At 44.3% G+C, this 20,808-nt stretch carries 16 protein-coding genes and 1 pseudogene; 4 read left to right on the forward strand and 13 right to left on the reverse strand.

Going from position 1 to position 20,808, the window contains the following annotated elements; genetic code table 11:
- Positions 1–34: 34 nt before the first annotated feature.
- The 10 genes and pseudogenes from D4N35_RS06550 to D4N35_RS06595 form a co-directional block, all read right to left on the reverse strand.
- Positions 35–640 (reverse strand): response regulator transcription factor, encoded by a 606-nt coding sequence (locus D4N35_RS06550; protein WP_120071674.1) that lies wholly within the window; start codon positions 638–640, stop codon positions 35–37.
- Entirely contained in the window at positions 637–1,758 is a 1,122-nt protein-coding gene (locus D4N35_RS06555; RefSeq protein WP_120071676.1) for a sensor histidine kinase, read from the reverse strand. The genes D4N35_RS06550 and D4N35_RS06555 overlap by 4 nt, the downstream gene beginning before the upstream one ends.
- A 21-nt stretch (positions 1,759–1,779) precedes the next feature.
- Entirely contained in the window at positions 1,780–2,910 is a 1,131-nt protein-coding gene (locus D4N35_RS06560; protein WP_390615513.1) for a DUF418 domain-containing protein, read from the reverse strand.
- A gap of 220 nt (positions 2,911–3,130) precedes the next feature.
- On the reverse strand, positions 3,131–4,009 hold the full coding sequence (locus D4N35_RS06565) for a Cof-type HAD-IIB family hydrolase (RefSeq protein WP_390615515.1): 879 nt from the start codon (positions 4,007–4,009) through the stop codon (positions 3,131–3,133).
- A gap of 815 nt (positions 4,010–4,824) precedes the next feature.
- On the reverse strand, positions 4,825–6,960 hold the full coding sequence (gene recQ / locus D4N35_RS06570; RefSeq protein ID WP_120071683.1) for a DNA helicase RecQ: 2,136 nt from the start codon (positions 6,958–6,960) through the stop codon (positions 4,825–4,827).
- A 76-nt stretch (positions 6,961–7,036) separates the two neighbouring features.
- Positions 7,037–7,984 carry an L-threonine 3-dehydrogenase gene (locus D4N35_RS06575; protein ID WP_120071685.1) on the reverse strand — a complete coding sequence of 316 codons (948 nt, stop codon included), beginning with the start codon at positions 7,982–7,984 and terminating at the stop codon, positions 7,037–7,039.
- 51 nt (positions 7,985–8,035) lie between these two features.
- Entirely contained in the window at positions 8,036–9,223 is a 1,188-nt protein-coding gene (locus tag D4N35_RS06580; protein ID WP_120071687.1) for a glycine C-acetyltransferase, read from the reverse strand.
- 446 nt (positions 9,224–9,669) lie between these two features.
- Positions 9,670–10,763, reverse strand: a pseudogene (locus D4N35_RS06585) (PRK06851 family protein).
- A gap of 112 nt (positions 10,764–10,875) precedes the next feature.
- Entirely contained in the window at positions 10,876–11,058 is a 183-nt protein-coding gene (locus D4N35_RS06590; RefSeq protein WP_120071689.1) for an SE1832 family protein, read from the reverse strand.
- 25 nt (positions 11,059–11,083) lie between these two features.
- Positions 11,084–12,286: a CynX/NimT family MFS transporter gene (locus D4N35_RS06595; RefSeq protein WP_120071691.1), complete on the reverse strand. Its 1,203-nt coding sequence runs from the start codon at positions 12,284–12,286 to the stop codon at positions 11,084–11,086.
- Between the two features lie 274 nt (positions 12,287–12,560).
- On the opposite strand from D4N35_RS06595, the gene D4N35_RS06600 reads away from it, so the two are divergent.
- On the forward strand, positions 12,561–13,358 hold the full coding sequence (locus D4N35_RS06600) for a YihY/virulence factor BrkB family protein (RefSeq protein ID WP_164876303.1): 798 nt from the start codon (positions 12,561–12,563) through the stop codon (positions 13,356–13,358).
- Here the strand turns inward: D4N35_RS06600 and D4N35_RS06605 are convergent.
- Both D4N35_RS06605 and D4N35_RS06610 read right to left on the reverse strand, forming a co-directional pair.
- A complete protein-coding gene (locus D4N35_RS06605) occupies positions 13,355–14,935 on the reverse strand; it encodes a bifunctional metallophosphatase/5'-nucleotidase (RefSeq protein ID WP_120071695.1) in 1,581 nt (526 codons plus the stop codon). The genes D4N35_RS06600 and D4N35_RS06605 overlap by 4 nt on opposite strands.
- Before the next feature lie 96 nt (positions 14,936–15,031).
- Complete coding sequence (locus D4N35_RS06610) at positions 15,032–15,958, reverse strand: S66 peptidase family protein (RefSeq protein ID WP_235870312.1); 927 nt, start codon at positions 15,956–15,958, stop codon at positions 15,032–15,034.
- A 161-nt stretch (positions 15,959–16,119) separates the two neighbouring features.
- Between D4N35_RS06610 and D4N35_RS06615 the strand changes: the two genes are divergently transcribed.
- Positions 16,120–16,878: an AAA family ATPase gene (locus tag D4N35_RS06615; RefSeq protein ID WP_120071697.1), complete on the forward strand. Its 759-nt coding sequence runs from the start codon at positions 16,120–16,122 to the stop codon at positions 16,876–16,878.
- 69 nt (positions 16,879–16,947) lie between these two features.
- Positions 16,948–18,543 (forward strand): acetolactate synthase large subunit, encoded by a 1,596-nt coding sequence (locus tag D4N35_RS06620; RefSeq protein ID WP_120071699.1) that lies wholly within the window; start codon positions 16,948–16,950, stop codon positions 18,541–18,543.
- 116 nt (positions 18,544–18,659) lie between these two features.
- Here the strand turns inward: D4N35_RS06620 and D4N35_RS06625 are convergent, their stop codons facing one another.
- On the reverse strand, positions 18,660–19,091 hold the full coding sequence (locus tag D4N35_RS06625) for a hypothetical protein (RefSeq protein ID WP_235870313.1): 432 nt from the start codon (positions 19,089–19,091) through the stop codon (positions 18,660–18,662).
- 184 nt (positions 19,092–19,275) lie between these two features.
- On the opposite strand from D4N35_RS06625, the gene D4N35_RS06630 reads away from it, so the two are divergent.
- Positions 19,276–20,661 carry a M28 family peptidase gene (locus D4N35_RS06630; RefSeq protein ID WP_120071701.1) on the forward strand — a complete coding sequence of 462 codons (1,386 nt, stop codon included), beginning with the start codon at positions 19,276–19,278 and terminating at the stop codon, positions 20,659–20,661.
- Positions 20,662–20,808: the final 147 nt, after the last annotated feature.

Here is a 20,808-nt window from a genome sequence, read left to right on the forward strand (position 1 = left end):
CCACTGCCGGACCTGCTTTTTTATTTGTAAATGTTCAAATCCACCCTTTTTCAACGGCAATGTTTACCGCTTGCTGCCTTGAATCGGCTCCCAGCTTTTGAATAGCAGATGATAAATAATTGCGTACCGTTCCTTTCGTCAAGAATAACTCTCTAGTGATATCACTTGTTGTCAGTCCTGATTTTGTCAACCGAAGAACTTCGGTTTCACGTTCAGTCAGGGGGCTCTCTTCTTTTAATAGAAGGGCGGCAGCCAAGTCAGTACTAATCACTCTCTCCCCATTCATCACTTTACGAATGGATGTAATGAGATAGTCAATCGGTTCGTCCTTAAGTAAATAACCTTCCACCTTCGCATCCACAGCCTTCTGTAAGTAACCGGGCCGCCCGTAAGTTGTCACAATAATGATTTTACAGCCATTTCCTTCACTGCGAAGATTCTCAGCAAGCTCCAGCCCTGTCATATTGGGCATTTCGATATCCGCAAGGCAAACATCAGGCTTGTATTGTTGTATTGCTTCCCAAGCTTGCTGTCCATCGGAAACTTCAGCCACAACCTCGATGTCTTTCTCAAATTTTATTAAGGAGGTAAGTGCGCCCCTGAGCATTCTTTGGTCTTCAGCAACCACAACCCGTATCACAATACTGATTTCTCCTTTCCGTATGAATTGATAGGCAAAGCTAACGTAACAACCGTACCTCCATCTGAAGCATTGGCGATTTCGGCAGTTCCTTTCAATGCTTGCAGCCGTTCCTTCATCGATTGAATGCCATTTCCACTCGATTGACCCATTAAACCAACGCCATCATCTCTAATAATAATTTTAAATTGGCTTTCATCTGTTTTTAAACGGATATTACATTTCCTAGCCCCACTATGTCTGATGATATTTGTAACTGCTTCACGCAAAGAGAGGGCCAACATCGTTTCGTCGACACTGGGCATTAACAACCTTTGCCCTTTTTCTTCTACATTCGATTCAATATTTGCTTCTTTCAAAAGCTCTCTTGAGCGGGCAATTTCCTCTTCTAATGAGATAAACTTCATACCCGTTACAAGCTCTCGCACTTGTTTGAGTGCAACCCTTGATGATTCCAAAATATCATTCAGTTCTGCCTTTGCTTGCTGCTCGTCCTGATCAACCAGTAGAATTGCCAACTCACTTTTGAGTTTGATCATTGTTAATGTTTGCCCCAGGGTATCATGCAAATCTCTTGCGATTCGATGTCTCTCCTCCTCCTGAATATACCTTTCAATTTGCTGATTTGCTGTATCCAGCTCTCCCTCCAATGTTTTTGCTTTTTCCCTTATATAAATAATGACTGGAAGCAGAAGCTGAAGAATCACCACTGGCAAGAATATAGAAGACTTCATGGAAATCAATGATCCTGTTTCATGCCATTGGACAATTACAAACATTGTTGCGATTGCCAGCATTCCGATTCCTATATGAAGCTTTTCATTTGCTCGCCCCAGTAGATCGGCAAATATAAAGCCAAAAAGGAAAATGGGCTGTTCAGTGAAGATACATAGCAAAGAAAGGGAGACACAACCTAAGATCGTTGCTGTTAAAAGCCGCCAATCCCTAAACCATAATGCTATATAAAATGAAAAGAAGAAAAAGAGAAGGAGCAACAGCTTCATCATCAACGTCGTCGACTCCGAAGTCAAAACCATGAATGTCAGTAGAACAACAGCAAATGTATCTATTAATAAGTAGTTCGATATTTGTTCCCGCGGATATATTTTATGAATCATAGGCAGCCCCCGGCTAAAAATTCATCTTTGCATAACACCAGTAGCATGTTTGCGCATGGATTCCATTGGGCCCAACGTAAAATATTTCAGCCAAAATGAAGAAATGATCATGAGACAGCAGCAAATAAGAATCCATAATAATATGACGGTCAGGGAGTTCACCTTTCCCCCAAGTCCCAATCCCCATCCGTAAAAAATAAAGGAAGCAATTAGGTTTTGCATCACATAGCAGCTTAAAGACATTTTTCCCATTTGTTCCAATCGCCGCCAAATCCACAATCTTTCATTTCTTTCTACCATTCTCGCAATCAAGGCCAAATACCCCAGTGATAAAATCGGGGCAAATAGATAGCGGACAGGAAGGTCAAAAGCTCCACCTGGAATAAAAACCAGGAGGTTTAATGGGACACCGATATAAATCCCTATATTGAACAGTTTTTTTCGTTTGCGCTTCCCGCTCTCATTTGGCGAAAAAACTCCTGAACGCATCAATCGTACACCGAGCAAAAAAAGAAAGATATTCATTGGAATCACAAGAATGGCTTCACTTCTAAGGAGCAGAAAATGATCTAATCTATACTTTACCTGTTCAAGCCATGTACCATCTTTGTACAGTAAAGTGACTTCGTAAAAACTCCCCAAAGACATATTCGCCCCCAGGATGCCGACCAGTAACAGAAAAAGTACAAATGCGGCGTGAATACCACCGATCACCTTCATCGTTCTGGAAATAGTACGGTCGCCGCCTTTAATGATGAGTGACACAATGATAGCTGTAATCCCATAGCTCATCAAAATATCATACTCCATGACGAATAAAAAATGAATGAACCCTTCCATGATCAATATACATGACGTCCATATATACAGGCCTGGCCAAGGCTGGTTCTTTCTGAGTGACTGTCTATACTTTAACTCCAGCCCTACTCCAAACATAATCGTCAGCAAGCCCAGCAGTTTCCCGTTTACTAAAAATAAGATGAACATTCTCCAAAAGTCTTCAAGCGACCACCAAGATGAATATTCATATGTAGTGATATATGACAAATCCCCTAAATGGGCAAAAATCCAAATGTTGGTACCCAATGTTCCTGCAATTGCAAATCCCCGTAAAATATCCAGTAGACGAATCCGTTCTTTTTTCATAGTCAACCTCCTCGCTTTTTGAAAAATCGGTTAATCCGATTGTATCTGGAAAAAAAGCGAGGGAGAATTCACACCTATCAGATGTTATATATGACAGGTGTCATAACTTTTAAGGGAAAAGTAAAAAACTGCTCCCAACTGTAGATGTAGACATCATCTAACAATTGCGATGCAGCTCAATATTGTCGTAGTCGGTTATGGTAAGAGTCTTATAGGAATTTCCAATTCAAGAGATAGCCATTTCCTCGAGTGCTTTATAAATCGCTTCGGCTACCCCGTCTTCCGTATTCAATCCCGTTACATAGCGACAGGTATCCTTTATTTCTTTTTCGGCGTTTCCCATTGCAACTGAGTGCCCGACCATCTCCAGCATGGATAAATCATTGTAATTATCGCCAAGCGCCATGGTCTCTTCAAGGGAGATTCCCCTTTTTTCCGTATAACGCTTTAATGCATTCCCTTTTTTGGCATTCTTGTGCGTAATTTCAATGTTCTGGCGTCCGGAAGTTGTCACTGTGATCCCATTTATTTGTTCAAGCCGCTTGCTTACCTCAACAAGCAGTGATTGATCTTTTGAAAATCCGAAAAATTTATAGGTGGTAATGTCTTCCGATCCAAAAACATCATCAAAATCATCCACGATTTTGATCAGACGTTTCTTAAAGCGCTTTTCAACCCTTTGCCTCAACTTTGAAACTTCAATGGATGGGTTTGCAGTCCGGTAAATATCCATGACGGCCTGAATTCCCTTTTCGTAATTGGTAGTATATGTCCCATTGCTCGTATAAAGCTCATAGTACATATCCGCATTGTCGAGTACATAAGCTACTTTCTCCGCGATCACTGCTTCTAATCCGATGCCAAATTCAACATTCCCTTCTGCATCCCGGATTTCCGCTCCGTTTAGGCAGATTGCAGGACACCGAATGCCAACTTTGTCCAAAACATAACGCAGGTCATGATAGGAGCGCCCTGTCGCAACAAGAAAGTCAATTCCCTGTTTCCGGGCCGCTTCAATTGCAAGCTTATTCTCCTCGCTTACCTCCTGACTGGCATTGAGCAGAGTTCCATCCATATCGGTGGCGATACATTTTATCAATGTCATATCCCCTTCGCTTTAGGCTTTTCCGTCCTCTGTTATTGGCATGTATTCTAGCGAAAAAACCGCAAAAATGCAACGAAACCCACTTTGGGAGGTTCCTCGAATTTTATCGAAAAAGGTCCTCGGGGGAAAGCCAATCAAACGGTTGATTAGGAATCCGATACCCCAAACCGACCACTAATCAAACGGTTGATTAAGAAAACAGGACCCTTTCTCCAATACTATTCAAACGGTTGATTAAGAATGCACGCCCCTTACACCAACGATTAATCAAACGGTTGATTAAGAATACACAACTCCCGTCACAAATGCTAATCAAGCGGTTGATTAAGAAAACTGCACCCCTGTCCCAATTATTATTCAAACGTTTGATAAAAGTAATGCCCCCTGCCACATATGTTAATCAAACGTTTGATTATGAACTTCCTCCCTTGTTCCAGAACAAAGGCTCAAGCGCCTGTTTATCGACGTACAGACTGGAGCGCTTCTGACGAGATAAAGGATAAGGAAAGGCGGAGAGTGCCTGCTTATCGGCGACAAGCATAAGACGAGCGCTGAAGAAGGCGTAGTTTGCCTTCAGCAGCGATTGGCTTATGACCTCGAGCCGATGGCACTCGCAGCCGGACAACACGCGCAGCGCAGCGGAGCGATGTTGACTTATCGTAGGAAGAAGCGTGAAGTCTGCTAGTCGATAGGCGCTGGAGCCAGACGCAACACTAAGTGACAAATAAGTTACTCACAACCTGAGCATTTTATAGTACGCTAAACAACAAGAAAAACCCGCCATTTCCGCACCATGCAGATTTTGGCAGGTTCTTTCATGCTTTTTGTTTTTCCAAATAGGCTCGAATCATAAAGAAGCTGATTTCCTCCGGAAGAAGCTCTTTAATTGGCGTTAGTCGTTCCGCCCCTGCCTGTTCAACGGCTTCCTGTATCAATGGTTCATATTCCTTGGGGACGAATTCCGACCAATCCACCTCCAATCCGTCTGCAGGACATTTCAACAGGTGCCCCTCTATTGTCCTTTCCGCCACGCCGCGCTCAGCAGCAATTTCTGCAATGGAAAGGCCGTCCTTTAACATTCGATAGGTTATATGATGGCTTGGTTCCTTGCTTGAGACTCTCCCCGTCCGCTGTTTGGCCGTATGCCCAATCGGCAGGCCCACTTCCGGCCTTTCAATTCCCTGCTCTTCGCAATACTTATTTATTTCTTTCAGGAACGCCTGTCCGTACGCCTCCAACTTCCGCTCACCTACACCCTTGACTTGCATCAGCTCAGCTTCATTTCTCGGAAGCAATGCACTCATTTCTTTTAATGTCACATCAGAAAAAATGATATAGGGCGGCACATTCTCCTCATCGGCAATTTCTTTTCTAAGTTGGCGCAGCACCTCAAACAGCATATTGTCCTCCACAATTTGTGCGATGCGCACCTTTTCTTTCCTCATCACTTTTTCTTTTCCCCGCAAAACATCCCCGGCCATTTCGGTCAACATCAAAATGGGATATGATCCGTCAGTTGGACGCAAATACCCTTCCGCCGTTAAAAAATCGATGAACTCCGTTGTCTCCTTTTGTGTCTTGTCCTTCATGATTCCATAGGTAGACAGCCGATCAAATCCGAAACTTCGTATTTTGTGATCTGCGGAACCAGTCAGCACCTTGGCAATCATCGTTTTACCGAATCTCTCATTCATGCGCCTGATGCATGACAGAACCATTTGGGCCTCCACCGTCACATCGACCTGCTCCCGGTCATCCGTGCAGTTGCCGCATTTTCCGCAAACAGGAGGATCTTCCTCGCCAAAATAGTGCAGGATATATTGCTGCAAACAAGACTCTGTATGGCCATAGGCCATCATTTTCCTCAGCTTGCCAAACTCGTTTTCCTTACGATGCTCGTCCATTTCGGACTGGTCAATGAGAAATGATTGGATATGGCTGTCCTGAGGGGCAAAAAGCAAGATGCAGTCACTTTCTTCCCCGTCTCTTCCTGCCCTGCCTGCCTCTTGATAATACGACTCCATGTTCCGCGGAATATGATAGTGGATTACAAACCTTACGTTCGATTTGTTGATACCCATTCCAAAGGCATTAGTAGCAACCATCACATCAATATCATCATATAAAAATTGCTCCTGATAACGATCACGCTGCTTCTCGGACATTCCCGCGTGGTATTTTCCAACCCCGATCCCCTTTGCTTTCAACAGCTGATATAACCGCTCCACTTCTTTCCTTGTCGCCGCATAAACTATACCCGCCTGTCCGGAATTTTTCTGAACATAGTCGGTCAGAAACAGATCGCGGTTCTGCCCCTTTACAACATGGAAGCGAAGATTTTCCCTTTCAAATCCGGTCACAATTGTATTGTCCGCACTAATATCCAGAAGCTGGCGGATATCCTCACGCACCTGCGGAGTCGCCGTGGCAGTCAAAGCCAACACTGTCGGCTTTGGTTTGATTTTATTAATCAATTTGCGGATCAATAAATAACTCGGCCGAAAATCGTGGCCCCACTGGGAAATACAATGCGCCTCATCTATTGCGACGAGAGAAACATGCACCTCTTCGAGGAGCCTTAAAAAATAATCGGTCTCCAATCTTTCCGGTGCAATGTAAACGAGTTTATATTTACCGCTATATAGCCCGGACATCCGCTCCCGCATTTCTGCACCCTTAATGGTACTGTTAATAAAAGTAGAAGGGATACCGGCCTTTTCCAATGCATCCACCTGATCCTTCATCAGTGATATCAGTGGAGAGACAACGATTGTTATTCCACGGAGCGATAAGGCGGGAATCTGGTAACAGATGGACTTGCCGCCTCCGGTCGGCATGACTCCCAGAGTATCCTCACCTTCCAGCACTTTTCGGATAATCGTATCCTGTCCCCGGCGGAATTCGTCAAATCCAAAGTAAGACTGCAGAAAGCCCTTTGCTTTCGTCAACAATGCTACAGACCTCCAGATGTTTTGATAGTCCAAGTATATCAAAATAAAGAGCCTTCCTGCTACAGACACAGGCGGCTCATGATCGTTTCTTTTTTACTTTTTCCAGCATATCTTCCGTCATTTCCTCCAGCCCAAATTCCGCTTTAAACCCCCAGTCCTTCCGGGCGGCTGAGTCATCCAAAGAGTCTGGCCAGCTGTCAGCAATCGCCTGCCGGACCGGGTCAATTTTATAATCGATTTCAAACGAAGGAATATGCTTTTTAATTTCATTTGCGATATCTTCGGGTGTGGCACTCATTGCCGTAATATTATAGGAGTTCCGGAATCTAAGCTTTCCCGGATCAGCCTCCATGAGCTGTACGACAGCCTTTAACGCATCCGGCATATACATCAAGTCCAAGCAGGTATTTTCGCTGACAAAACAGGTATAACGTTTTTTCCGAGTCGCTTCAAAATAGATTTCCACAGCGTAATCTGTAGTCCCCCCTCCCGGAGGGGCAACGTATGAAACAAGCCCGGGAAAACGGACGCCGCGTGTATCCACGCCATATTTATGAAAATAGTAATCACAAAGAAGCTCGCCTGCCACTTTATTGATCCCATACATCGTGGAAGGCCGCTGGATCGTGACCTGTGGCGTTTGCTGCTTCGGTGTATCAGAACCGAAAGCGCCGATGGAGCTCGGTACAAAAACTTTCAGGCGGAGCTCCCGGGCCGCCTCCAATACATTGATAAGACTTCCCATGTTAAGGTTCCAGGCCTGAAGCGGCTTTGTTTCCGCCGAAGCCGAAAGCAGGGCCGCCAGATGGATGATAGTATCCACCCCATATTTTTTCGCGACTTCCACCAACTTGCTGCCATCCATGACATCCAGCTCTATAAAAGGCCCCGATTCAACGGTCTCGTTGTCCAAGCGGCGGATATCTGATGCAATGACATTCATACTCCCATACTCTTGACGAAGCTTCATGGCAAGCTCTGAACCGATTTGTCCCAAGGATCCGGTCACCAAAATTTTTTTCATCGAATGACCTCCCGGTATATGCGATGTACTGTCATGAACTTCATTGAACTGCTAGATGACACCCATTTCCTTTCCCACTTTCTCATAGGCCGCAACTGCCCGGTCCAGCATCTCCCTCGTGTGTGCTGCTGTCGGCATGTTCCGTACTCGCCCCGTCCCTTTTGGAACAGTAGGAAAAACAATGGCCTTTGCGTAAACTCCCTCTTCAAAAAGACGCTTGCTGAACGTCTGCGTTGTTTTTTCCTCCCCAATGATGCAAGGCGTTATCGGGGTTTCACTGTGACCGATATCAAATCCCAGCTTTGACAGAGCCTTTTTCAAGTAATCCGCGTTTTTCCATAAACGTTCATAAAGCTCCGTACTTTCCATCATGAGCTCAATTGCCTTCGTTGCGGCCGCAGCATCTGCAGGTGTGACTGCAGTGGAGAACAAAAATGGACGCGACCTGACTTTAAGCCAGTCAATCAGCTCTTTTTTCCCCGCTACATAACCGCCCACAACGCCAATCGCTTTTGAAAGAGTGCCAATTTGAAAATCTATCTTTTCCTGAAGCCCGAAATTCTTTACCGTGCCAGCTCCTTTTCCGAGCACTCCCGAACCATGTGCATCATCAACATAAGTGATTAAATCGTATTCTTCAGCGATTTCGGCGATTTCCGGCAGTTTGGCAATGTCACCATCCATCGAAAAAACACCGTCGGTTATCACCATGATTTTATTGTAGCTTCCGGATTCCTTTGCAGCCTTTGCCTGCTTTCGCAGATCATCCATGTCCGAATGGCCGAATCGGATGATCTTTGCCTTCGAAAGGCGGCAGCCGTCAATGATGGATGCATGATTCAGCTCATCTGACAAAATAGCGTCATCTTTGTCCATGACCGCCGAAATGGCGGCCATATTACAGTTAAAACCTGACTGATAGGAGATGGCGGCTTCCGTCCCTTTAAAAGCGGCAAGCGTTTCTTCCAGCTTTTCATGGACTTCAAGCGTTCCATTGATTGTGCGTACTGCTCCTGCTCCAACCCCCCATTTTCCGATTGCATCAACAGCCGCGTCTTTCAATCTCTCATCCGTTGCCAAGCCGAGATAATTATTGGACGAGAGATTGATCTGTTCTTTCCCATTAATTCTGATGATGGGACCATTTGGAGTTTCAACCGTGTCTATTTCATTGTAGAGGCCCTGACTGCGAAGTTCAGACAAATTTTCCGTTAAAAATTGCTCCAGCACTTTCGACATATCGATCCCTCCATTATGGAAATTTGCGAATACATTTGTACTCACTAGAAATACACACACAAACCAAAATTATCGGAATTCAATTTAAATATAACATATTTCATATATTATGTTTATTGTGAGAGGACAGTATTTATTCATTTTGAAAATATTAAGAAAAGCGCAAGGCGCCCGTTTAGCGACGTACAAACTGGAGCACTCCGCAATGAGATAAAGGAAACACGGCGAGGTACGAGCCGATGTTGACTTATCGTAGTGCTCTGAGCCTACTTCCTCGAATAAACATCCACGCAGAAAAAGCGAAGCTTTTTCGAGGAAAGGAGTGTGAAGCTAGTCGCTGGGCGCTGGAGCTGGACATTACGTTAATCTTGTTTGAAGAGAAAATTCGGTAAAATTTTATACTTTCTTTAGATTAGAAAAAACCTCTTCAGTCTTTCGAAGAGGCGCTAATCTTTTGCAAGCAGCTTGATTTCTTTTTGAATGTCGGAAAATATTTCGTCAATCCGGGAATGGTCCATATTGTCCTGGTAAATGGATTCCAATTGATCATTAACCCGTTTTGCTTCTGCAAGATAGTCTTTTCCGGCCTTCATTTGTTCCCGGTATTCCTTTTCAATCTCCGCAATTTCATTTGCATATAATTCGTCTGTCCCAGGGGCTACCGTCAATTCATACATATCAATCACTTCATCACCTTTTCGGGAAGGGAAATACTCATGCGGCTGGGTGCTGTCGAACACAGCCCAGCCAAGCTCCCTGACAACAACCATATCGAGGCTGGCAGGGTCAAATCCGCAATGATAGATTTCCAAATCATATCCTTTTTTTCGGCTTCCATCACGATCTTTTTCAATACAGTGGACTTCCCTGTTCCGGCCCGGCCTTTTAAAAAAATTCTCTTGTTTAGGCCGGATGTGATATTATCTACGAAATCTACCGGGCCCTTTGGAGTTGCGGCACCGAGAAACCGGCGCCTTGTTGTTCGCTCTTTTCGGCTGGAATTTTTAAAAATCAGCTTTTTAATCAAGCGGTCTGTCACTTGATCCGCCTTTAAAAAGTCCATCCGGTCAACGTAGAGCTTCTCCCATCTGTCGTGGACCCGCAATCCCGCTGTATATGATTGATATGCCTTATCCAGTGCATCTTCCCTCTTTGCTTCCAATTGTGTGATGTCCTTCTTTACGGCGGCTTCCAGGGAGGAGAAATCCATTACGTCCAAATCGACTGTCTCCCATCTGTCACCAACAAATTCCTTTCCGATTTCACGCGGAAAATCACCGTCGACAATTCCAAACCCCAGCTCCCGTATAATCAGTCCCTCCAACGAATCCGGATCATTCGGGGAATGAAGCGCCTCAAGATTTACATTTTTTCCGGTCCATTCATCCATCAGCCTGTGAATTAAACCCTTTTTCTCCAAGCTGGATTTACCTGATAGAATAAAGACACGGTCCAGCCCGCGCAGATTTGAATCGTACAAATTGCTGAATCCCTTGGCAGTATTGCCGCCGCCAAAATAATGCAAGACATTTCCGCTCACATTGTCACCCTCAATACTGTTATCTTTGTTCTTTTTCTTCAGCCTATGCTTTGAGTGAATGGAAGGTACGTAGTTTCGGTAAAAAAACTGGGCAGCCTCACTAAATACGCGGTTATTCGCTTATTTCATCAAGCATTTTGTTTAAAGTTTTTAATTCTTCTTCAATTTCCATCAGCTGTTTTTCAAGTGGATGCAATATGCCCTTCACATATTCGAGTTTCTCTAAATCGTGCTGAAGCCTGACATAGTCCGCTTTTAAATCTGCAATTTTATATTCGATCTCCGATTTATTCATTTAAAAAGCTCCTTTTAAAAAGATATTAATCTTCCAGTACAAATTTGTTCCTTCCGGCCCCTAAGCCTGCCGCGGTCATTAAGACTGAGACAATAATAAGTGTCATGATAGGCAGAAACCAAGAATGGGTATGATCATATTCGTAACCGATCAAAGTGGGGCCAGCAGCTGCAAGAAAATACCCCAGCGATTGAGCCATCCCCGACAAGCGGGAAGCATCCATGACACCCTTGGCACGTAATACAAGGAAAGTAAGAGCCAAGCTGAAGCCGGAGCCTTGCGCTACTCCGATCATGACTACCCATAAAAAGATGAGGGGGCCTCCCCCAAACATCAGCCCTGTAAAAGAAATCAGATAGACAGTTCCCAAACCTAGAACAAGTCCCCTTTGGTTGTTCAATTTTCCTGCCACAACCGGAATGATGAAGGAAGCTGGAAGGCCGGCAAACTGTATGACCGAAAGCATCCAGCCGGATAAAGACCGTGAGAAACCATGGCTGTACAGGATTTCCGGAACCCAGGTAATGAGACAATAGAAGATCAGGGACTGCAATCCCATGAAGAATGCGACTTGCCAGGCAAGCTTGGACTTTAGCATGGAATTCCCGTATTTAATAATCTTTACTCTTCCCTCAAAGACTTTTTGCTTCCTAATTTGAGGGATCCAAATAAGAAATGCGGCAAGGGCCAAATAAGCCCATGTCATAAGGGATGCTTCCCACCCCCAACCGAATTTCTCCACCAAAGGGATGCTGATTCCTGATGCGATGGCTGCTGAAATGCCCAGAGATGCCGAATATACCCCTGTCATTAATGTAGCTTTGTTGGGAAACTTCATCTTAACGATTCCCGGAAGCAGCACATTCCCCACGGCTATTCCGATTCCAGCTACGGCCGTCCCGATAAATAAAAGTGAGATGCTTCCCATCGATCGAATAACGATACCTGCGCCTATCAGCGCGACTCCCAACAGTATCGTCAACTCATTCCCAATCTTTTGCCCGATTTTCGGGGCAAAAGGTGACAATACCGCAAAAGCAATCAACGGCAGAGTCGTCAAAAATCCCGCCATTCCGTTTGAAAGGCCCAGGTCACTTCGTATAAAGCTGACGAGCGGCCCGACGGAAGTGATGGCAGGCCGCAAATTAAAGGCTATGAAAACGATCCCGGTGACAAGAAAAATCTTCTGTGCCATTGTTCGTCTTTTAGCCAGAGCATGAAAATCCATTGCATATCTTCCTCATCTATAAAAATTTCGGTAAAACGGAAAAAAATAGTCCATTTCATTACGATAACAGTAACTCACTCATTTTACATAAAAAACGAATCATATGGAAGGAGATGAAATAGGTGTAAGCGATTATTGTTGATGAAGATTCTCTGTAATTAAAGATTGGCGAGGCTGTTGCTCTCATCGAGAAAAATAAAAATGCGGGGAAAATAATTTTGAAGGTACGGGAATAATGTAAAGTAGAATGCGGACAATTCAGGGGAGGATGGACATGAGGCTCATTTTGGATATATTTAAACGTTTCTTTATAGACCGGTTCCATGACCAGTCTGCTCAAATGGCCTACTTCTTTATGTTATCCATCTTCCCTTTCCTGATTTTCGTCCTTTCCCTGCTGAGCTTTTTTCCCATCCATTCGACGGATGTATTGTCTGCCATCGAACAATTCGCTCCCAAAGGGAGCTATGCTCTCATCGAGAACAATGTCATCCTTATTTTCGATAAGCAAAGGACAAAGCTCGCCTCTTTCAGCCTGATCGCTTCCTTTTGGATATCCTCCATGGCAGTTCAATCCCTTGTCAGGGCAATGAATGATGCATACAGTATCATCAGAAAGGAAGGTTTTTTTCTGGCTCTTGCCAAGGATTTATTTTTAACGGCTATCCTGATGATTACTTTGACCATCTCTTTACTTGTCCCCATTGGAGAAGAAATCGGACGCGTTTTTTTATCTTCCCAAGTCGACATGCCCTTGCTTTTTTATGAGTCCTGGTTTCTGATCAAATGGGTCATTGGAACAATTTATTTATTCCTATTCTTTCTTCTGTTTTATAAATTTGTCCCAAGCGGGAAAATCCCTTTTTCGTCAGTTGTCCCGGGCGCCATTTTTTCGACGATAGGCTGGCAGGGCGTATCCATCGGGTTTTCATACTATGTCTCTTACATCAATTACTCCCAGCTATACGGACAGCTTGGGAGCATTATCGTGTTAATGATCTGGTTCTACTTGACGGCTGCAGTACTGCTGGTCGGAGGATTGATCAACGCCTCGTTTCTCAAAGACAGCTAATCGTGAATCACTCTCCAATTGTTATTCACCGTTGCCTTCACCGTTTTTTCCCTGAGAAAGTAATTGGCGATCAGCTCGGACATATCAATTTGTATTTCTTTTATGACAGCCTTTCCCTGGTACATAAAATATTGTCCGCCGCCTCCCGCCCGGTAATTGCTCATTACGACATCGTATGATTGTTCATGCAAAACAGGTCGACCCTTATATTCCAGCTTGACAACCCTCTGCCCCTCAGGCTTGGAAATATCGATGATATAATCGATTCCTTCCCACATATCATAATTATAGTGCTGCGGCTTTGGTGTCGTAAATGCCGGGTTTACTTCTATTTTTTTGCCGTTATATTGCATGAAGTAAGAAGCGGAGCGCTCCAAGGCATCCCTCATATCCTTACCCGATATACGGATAACCTTTAAAGTGTTCGGATAAATATAGTTGGAGACGACATCACGCATCGTCACATGTGGAGGGAACCCCGGGGATTCATTGTCAAATAGGGCCGTAGTTGAAATATCCACTCCTGCAGCATCCATTTGTACCTTGTTAATAAATTCGATGAGTGCATTATCCTGCAGCCTGATTTTCATGGCATCTTCCACCAGCATATTCCCTTCTATTTTCCCGATGGGCTGGTCCAGCCATGCCTGTGTATTCCTTTCGTACACTTCCACTTTATCCAGCAGCGCCCGATCTTCCGGCACCCCTTGAACTGACAATAGCTCGGAATGTTTACTTACTGCCTTCCACCTCCCTCCAGCCTTTTCAAGCTTCAATACAGCCTTCCCAAGAAAGGCTCCTGAACTTCCCGGCTGCAGGACAATGACTCCGTTCAGCTCTTTTCCATAAATTTGCCGATGTTGATGGCCGGTTAAAAGGACATCAATGCCCGGCACTTCCATGCATAAGCGGTAGCCTTGATTTTCCCTGGTAATTTTTTCGATCGGCTCACCTGTGTCCAAATCTCTTTCAAAGCCGCCATGATATGATACAACGACGATATCAGCCCGCTCTTCTTCTTTTAAAAACGGCACCCACCTTTTCGCTGTTTTCACAGGATCATCAAACTTTAATCCCACAATATTTTCCGGCTTTTCCCAGTACGGTATGTAGGGGGTTGTTAAACCTAATACGGCCACCTTCAGATCATCAAACTGTTTTATCGTGTATGGTTTTCCAAAATACGGATTTTGGTTGGCGGCGTTTAAAATATTGGCTGACAGCCAAGGATAGCTCGCCTGTTTTACAGCGGCCTTTAAGTTTCCCAGCCCGTAATTGAATTCATGATTGCCGAACACCCCGGCATCATACTTCATTTCATTCAATACAGCCACCATGGGATTCGGAAGGTGTCTATGTTCATCTGAGCGGACGTAATGGTAAGTCAGCGGCGTCCCTTGGATCAGGTCGCCATTATCGATTAATAGGACGTTGTCATTGCTTTTCCGTTCTTTTTTTACAAGGGTTGAAATTTTTCCCAGCCCAACATCAGCATAGGCATTCGTTCCATAGTTGACCGGAAAGATGTTTCCATGGATATCGCTTGTCTGCAAAATCACCAAGTTTGTTGTCGTCATTGATAATGCCTGCTCCTAACCTGACAAATATATTAGTAAAATTGTAAAATTATCCATTATCTTATAATGGATCGTAGAGTATAGCAAGGACTCTGCCTATTGTATAATACCCTCTTTGATCACTAATTCTCCTTTGCCGGCATTAATTTCCACAAATGCCCCTAAAGGCAGAGATACCATCGGTCTGCAATGTCCTGCCCTTAAATTGAATAAAACAGGCTTTCCGAACGGTTCAAGGATCTCCTTAAATAGATCTTTAATGTTAAAGTTTGAATCAAAATGGCACCCGGTCCAACTCCCGAGAACAACCCCTTCCGCTTCTGAAAATTTACCTCCTAACGCAAGCTGCGTCATCATCCTGTCCAATTTATACGGCTCCTCATTTATTTCTTCGAGAAATAAAATTTTTCCTTTCGTGTCTATTTCATAGGGGGTTCCCATCAAAGCAGAGATGAGAGTCAAGTTCCCTCCTGTGAGTATTCCGCTTGCCCTTCCAGGGATCATACCTTCCATCCTTTCTCCAGGAGGGTTACACAATCTTCCTAATGAAATGTTACCTTTTATTAACCGGGAAAGGCCTTCCTTGGTGAAAGAATCCGCGTCAATTAAATCCGAAGCGGCCATCGGTCCGTGTATTGTCGGAATTTCACAGCATTGCTGAAGGAAAAGATGCAAAGCCGTGATATCACTATAGCCGACGAACAGTTTTGGGTTGTTCCTAATCTGTTCTTGGTCAAGAAGAGGCAAGATTTGCGGGGAGCCATACCCTCCCCGCAGGCAAAAAATTGCTTTTATCTCCTTATTTGAAAACATGCTGCTTAATTCTGCCGCACGATTTTGAGGCGGTCCTGCCAAATACCCTCTATGCTCGATATGGCACGTTTCTCCGACTTCCACACGGAAACCTGCCTCTTCCAATGCAGCGATAGCCTTTTTCAATTTCTCTTGACTGGCAGGGCCTGAGGGTGCCGTCAGTCCCACAACATCATTTGGCGTGATTCCCTTAACCTTTTTTATTTCCAATACCCTCACCTCTATTAAAATATTTTTACATGTCGAATATTCCCGGGGAAATAAGATTAACGTTGTCGATTATTGCCGGGGAAATAAAATGATGGTATTTCCTTATCAAATTTTGTTCCAAATAAGGTAAGATGATAGAAACATTTATTATGGAGCGGATAATGGTGAAGTTAAATGAATCCAACCAATATATTAAAAAGATCAAATTGTTACGTGACGACATACCATCAAACGCTGAATACCCTTTTTGCCTTCCGGCGGTCGAATCTCTCAACGAACTCCCCTTACACCCTCAAGTGACATACTTTGTAGGTGAAAACGGGATGGGGAAGTCAACTCTAATTGAAGCAATCGCCATTTCCGCCGGATTCAATCCTGAAGGCGGATCTTTCAACTTCAACTTTTCAACCCGCGATTCCCACTCCGAATTGGAACAGCATCTTCGCCTGATAAAAGGAGTGCAAAGACCAAAAGACGGTTTTTTTCTTCGGGCAGAAACATTTTATAATGTGGCAACAAATATTGAAGAGCTTGATCGTGAACCGAGAAGCCCGCGTATCATTGATCAATTCGGAGGAGTTTCTCTCCATGAGCAGTCGCATGGGGAGTCATTCTTCGCTGCCTTCACACATCGTTTTAGGGGAAAAGGACTTTACATCATGGATGAACCTGAGGCCGCATTGTCACCCTTAAAGCAATTATCGATGCTGTCCCGGATCAATGAGCTTGCCGGCCAATCATCCCAGTTCATTATTGCCACACATTCCCCGGTCATCATGGCGTATCCTGATGCCCTATTGTATGAGTTCACAAAAGAAGGTGTAAGGAAAACGACTCTTGAAAATACGGAGCATTTCACACTAATGAAACAATTCTTCGATGATAAAGAACGTATGCTTTTTCATTTATTCAATACTTGAGGGTAATGCATTCATATTTTTAACATCAATGGCCAAAGCTAACTCTAACTTTTACTGCGGAGGATATCGATGAAAGCAACAGATGTATTGGTACAGTGTTTGGAAAATGAAGGTGTAGAATATGTTTTTGGAATTGTCGGGAAAGAGACTCTTGATCTCATTGAATCCATTTCCCGTTCCACGCAAATTCAATATGTTCCGGTCCGCCATGAACAAGGAGCGGCTTTTATGGCATGCGTTTATGGAAAGCTTTCTAAAAAAGTTGGAGTTTGTACGGCTACTTTGGGACCCGGAGCGGGCAACCTGTTAACAGGTTTGGCTACGGCTACACTTGACGGGTGTCCTGTAGTCGCTCTTACCGGGCAGACAGGGCTTAACAAGCAGCATAAGCATTCTCACCAGTTTATAGAGATGACCGATGTTATGGCACCCGCTACAAAATGGGCGGCCCAGATCAAAGAAGCTGACACGATTCCTGAAATGGTTCGGAAGGCATTTAAAACCGCAAACGAAGAAAAGCCGGGATCCGTGTTTCTGGAACTCCCTGAAAACCTGGCGTTTGAATCGGTCCCGCCTGGAGTAGTGCCAATAACGGAGGAACAGCCTGTTCTTCCTGCCGGGAAAGCTGTTCAGTCAGCTATTTCCCTCGTGAATGAAAGTGAAAAACCGTTTGTCATTATCGGTGATAAAGTCATAAGACAGGATGCGTCTCAGGACGTGCTTCTTTTTCTATCAAAGCTACAAGCACCTGCCACCCACTCTTTTATGGCAAAAGGGGTGATCCCTAAAAACGTCCCTTATAACTATTTTACGTTTGGATTCTCTGAAAATGATTTGGTCTTGTCAGGAATTGATGAAGCAGATCTGTTGATTATTATCGGATTTGATCCCGTGGAAAGGCCGCCTAAGGAATGGAATCGAAAAAAAATCCCCATCTTGCATATCGACTCACAAACACCTGAGCCGGACGAGTATTACCCAACAGCAGCAGAGGTGATTGGCCACATAAAGCAAACGTTGCAAAATTTGAGCACTCGCAGCATTCCTTCCAAAGGCTGGATCCCTTCCGGAAATTTAAAACAAAAGATCGAGCATTCCTTTCAAATCAAGTCAGGGTATGATGATAATTCACACCTGCCCCTGACAACTGAGAACATATTGCACGCCATTGAAATGCTGTCACCAGAAGACACTATCGTTGTTTCCGATGTCGGGGCACATAAAATATCAATAGCACGTACCTATCAGCCGAAGCAGCCTGAAAATCTGATCATTTCAAATGGACTTGCTTCCATGGGTATTAGTATTCCAGGATCGATCGGAGCCAAGCTTGCCCGGCCACATGCTCCCGTTATCTCCATAACCGGAGACGGCGGTGCAATGATGACAATTTCCGAATTGGAAACAGTTAAACGGCTTGGGATTTCTCTGATTTTTATCGTTCTGAACGACGGAGTGTTAAAGCTCGAGCAACAAATGATGAACAAGAAACTTGGTAAAAGCGTCGGTGTATCGTTCGGAAATCCTGATTTTGTCCTTCTTGCCGAAAGCTTCGGCATTAGGGGATTCAGACCGAAAGCTTTGGGAGAGTTTGAAGAATTGTTTCAAGTCGCGATATCATCTTTGGAACCGATTTTATTTGATATCCCCCTTCCTAATTCTTAAGTATGATGGGAAGGTCACCCGAACAATCATGAAAGAGATGATTATTCGATGGGATGAAAACAAAGAATAACCGAAAAACTGCACCGGATTACCGAACACCGGTGTGACTTGGAAAGTTATAAGGAAAGCGCAAGGCGTGCAGCCTTAGGCGACTTATCTGCACCCATACCCAGCTGTAAATTTCCGAAAATAATACGATTCCGGCAATAGCTGATAGTTTCGGAGCAGTTGATGCCACAGGGCCGAGCAAAGGGAACTTCAATACGTACAGCACAGTCAATATTCCCATAGATAGTGCTGAACAAGCCGTTATGATTGAAGCAAGTATGATAAGAAGCCAAGGCGCACTGAAAGTATGGAACAAAAGATATGGGCGCGGTTGCCAATGGACTGACGAAATACCCCATTTCTGGAAATATTGAACCAGCCGATTGAAAAACCGCTGCCAATCCGCTGAAAATCGCCACGAGTACAAGCCGGTTCGTATAAGATAAATTGTTGCATTTTTCATGAATGGATAAAGCATTCTCGAAAATCCTGTATCCCAATCACCCTTCCCCCTCTTTTAGGCACCTATTCAGTATATGACCATCCTTATTCGTTGATTACGAAGCTTATACACATAAAAAGTCCCGTAAAAACAATAGGACTATATCCACTTCCTAAATTATTGGAATAATTACTACAATCAATATAGTAATATATTAAAATTTTAGGGAGGCTTGAATAATCGTGGTAATAAGAAAAAAACCATTAGCAGCTCTATTGATCGCTGCCAGCTTAGCAGTCGGTGTTCCTGCTGCTTTCGCTAAGGAAGCACCGGCTCCACCGGCCCAGGCACAAAAAGCTTTTGATAATAAAATAATCAAAAAGATAAGTGCCGATAATATGTACAACCACATTGCCCATCTTGCCGCAGAGCCACGTGTAGCAGGAACTGAGGCGGAGTGGAATGCAGTCCAGTATATCGAAGCAAGGCTCTCTTCATACGGATATGAAACGGAAATTCAGCCATTCACATTTGAGAATTATTATGCTCCAAAAGTGGCTGTCACAGCTGGTGGAGAGGCCTTGTCATCAAGCAGTTTTACATACACACCGAACGGAGTTGTAACAGCGGACTTGGTATATGCAGGACTTGGGAGAGCCTCGGATGTTGAAAGTATGGATCTGACCGGAAAAATCGCCCTGGTTCAAAGGGGAGAAATTTCCTTTGGTGAGAAAGTATTGAATGCCGCCAATGCGGGTGCTTCCGCAGTCATAATTTTCAATAATGAACCAGGTGGGATTAACGGAACACTTGGAGAAGCAAATGATAATTACGTACCCGCTGTAGCCCTTTCACGGGAAGACGGAGAAAGATTAAGAGCGGGATTGGCGGAAGGACAAACCATTTCTGCAACGGTCAGTGTGACAGATGGAAGAATTGTTCAGGAAACATCGCATAATGTGGTTGCTGTTAAAAAGCCGACACAAAAGAAAAAAGCAACAGACCAAATCATTGTTGTAGGATCGCACCATGACTCTGTTCCTGGGGCGCCTGGTGCAAACGATGATGCTTCCGGAGTCGCCGCTACTCTTGAACTGGCACGTGTAATGGCTAATATGCCTACCGACACTGAAATCCGATTTGTTACATTTGGAGCGGAGGAGCTTGGTCTCGTCGGTTCGTACGAGTATGTTGACTCCCTCTCCCAAGATGAGCGCGATCGTATAGTCGGCATGTGGCAAATGGATATGGTTGGAAGCAGAGATGCTGGTGACCTCGTCATGTTTACCGTTGACGGAGAGAAAAACGTAGTTACAGACCTCTCTGCAGCTGCAGGAGTAAGGACTGGCACTCCACTAACGTACGGTCAGGAAGGCCGAAGCGACCATGTTCCATTTTATGAGGCAGGCATTCCAGCAGCATTGTTCATCCACAACCCTGTAGAACCTTGGTACCACACCCCAGAGGATACACTTGATAAGATCAGTAAGGAAAAACTTCAAGAGACTGCGGAAATCGTGGGTGCAGCAGTTTATAGAATTGCACGCCCTGATACACCGGCACTTGAAAGGGCCAAAGTGGCACCTAAACCAGTGGAATATGAGAAAATCGTTGGTGGAATTCAATAAGATTAATAAGCGGAAAGCCGAGCTTTCCGCTTTTTCTTTTCCAAAAAACGGCGACGGGTCTATCAACCCTTCTTTTCTATGTAAAATTGTACTACTTTCTTCTTTATCCGCTTTCATATATAATAGAAAATATTGAAATTATATAGA

The organism is Siminovitchia fortis, from assembly GCF_003605365.2.
Classification (GTDB): domain Bacteria; phylum Bacillota; class Bacilli; order Bacillales; family Bacillaceae_C; genus Siminovitchia; species Siminovitchia fortis.

What these genes read in the sequence shown, in the direction of transcription:
- D4N35_RS06555 (WP_120071676.1), bottom strand. Translation starts at nt 1,758, where the DNA reads ATGATTCATAAAATATATCCGCGGGAACAAATATCGAACTACTTATTA.
- D4N35_RS06565 (WP_390615515.1), bottom strand. Translation starts at nt 4,009, where the DNA reads ATGACATTGATAAAATGTATCGCCACCGATATGGATGGAACTCTGCTC.
- D4N35_RS06575 (WP_120071685.1), bottom strand. Translation starts at nt 7,984, where the DNA reads ATGAAAAAAATTTTGGTGACCGGATCCTTGGGACAAATCGGTTCAGAG.
- D4N35_RS06580 (WP_120071687.1), bottom strand. Translation starts at nt 9,223, where the DNA reads ATGTCGAAAGTGCTGGAGCAATTTTTAACGGAAAATTTGTCTGAACTT.
- D4N35_RS06590 (WP_120071689.1), bottom strand. Translation starts at nt 11,058, where the DNA reads ATGAATAAATCGGAGATCGAATATAAAATTGCAGATTTAAAAGCGGAC.
- D4N35_RS06595 (WP_120071691.1), bottom strand. Translation starts at nt 12,286, where the DNA reads ATGGATTTTCATGCTCTGGCTAAAAGACGAACAATGGCACAGAAGATT.
- D4N35_RS06600 (WP_164876303.1), top strand. Translation starts at nt 12,561, where the DNA reads ATGAGGCTCATTTTGGATATATTTAAACGTTTCTTTATAGACCGGTTC.
- D4N35_RS06605 (WP_120071695.1), bottom strand. Translation starts at nt 14,935, where the DNA reads ATGACGACAACAAACTTGGTGATTTTGCAGACAAGCGATATCCATGGA.
- D4N35_RS06615 (WP_120071697.1), top strand. Translation starts at nt 16,120, where the DNA reads ATGGTGAAGTTAAATGAATCCAACCAATATATTAAAAAGATCAAATTG.
- D4N35_RS06620 (WP_120071699.1), top strand. Translation starts at nt 16,948, where the DNA reads ATGAAAGCAACAGATGTATTGGTACAGTGTTTGGAAAATGAAGGTGTA.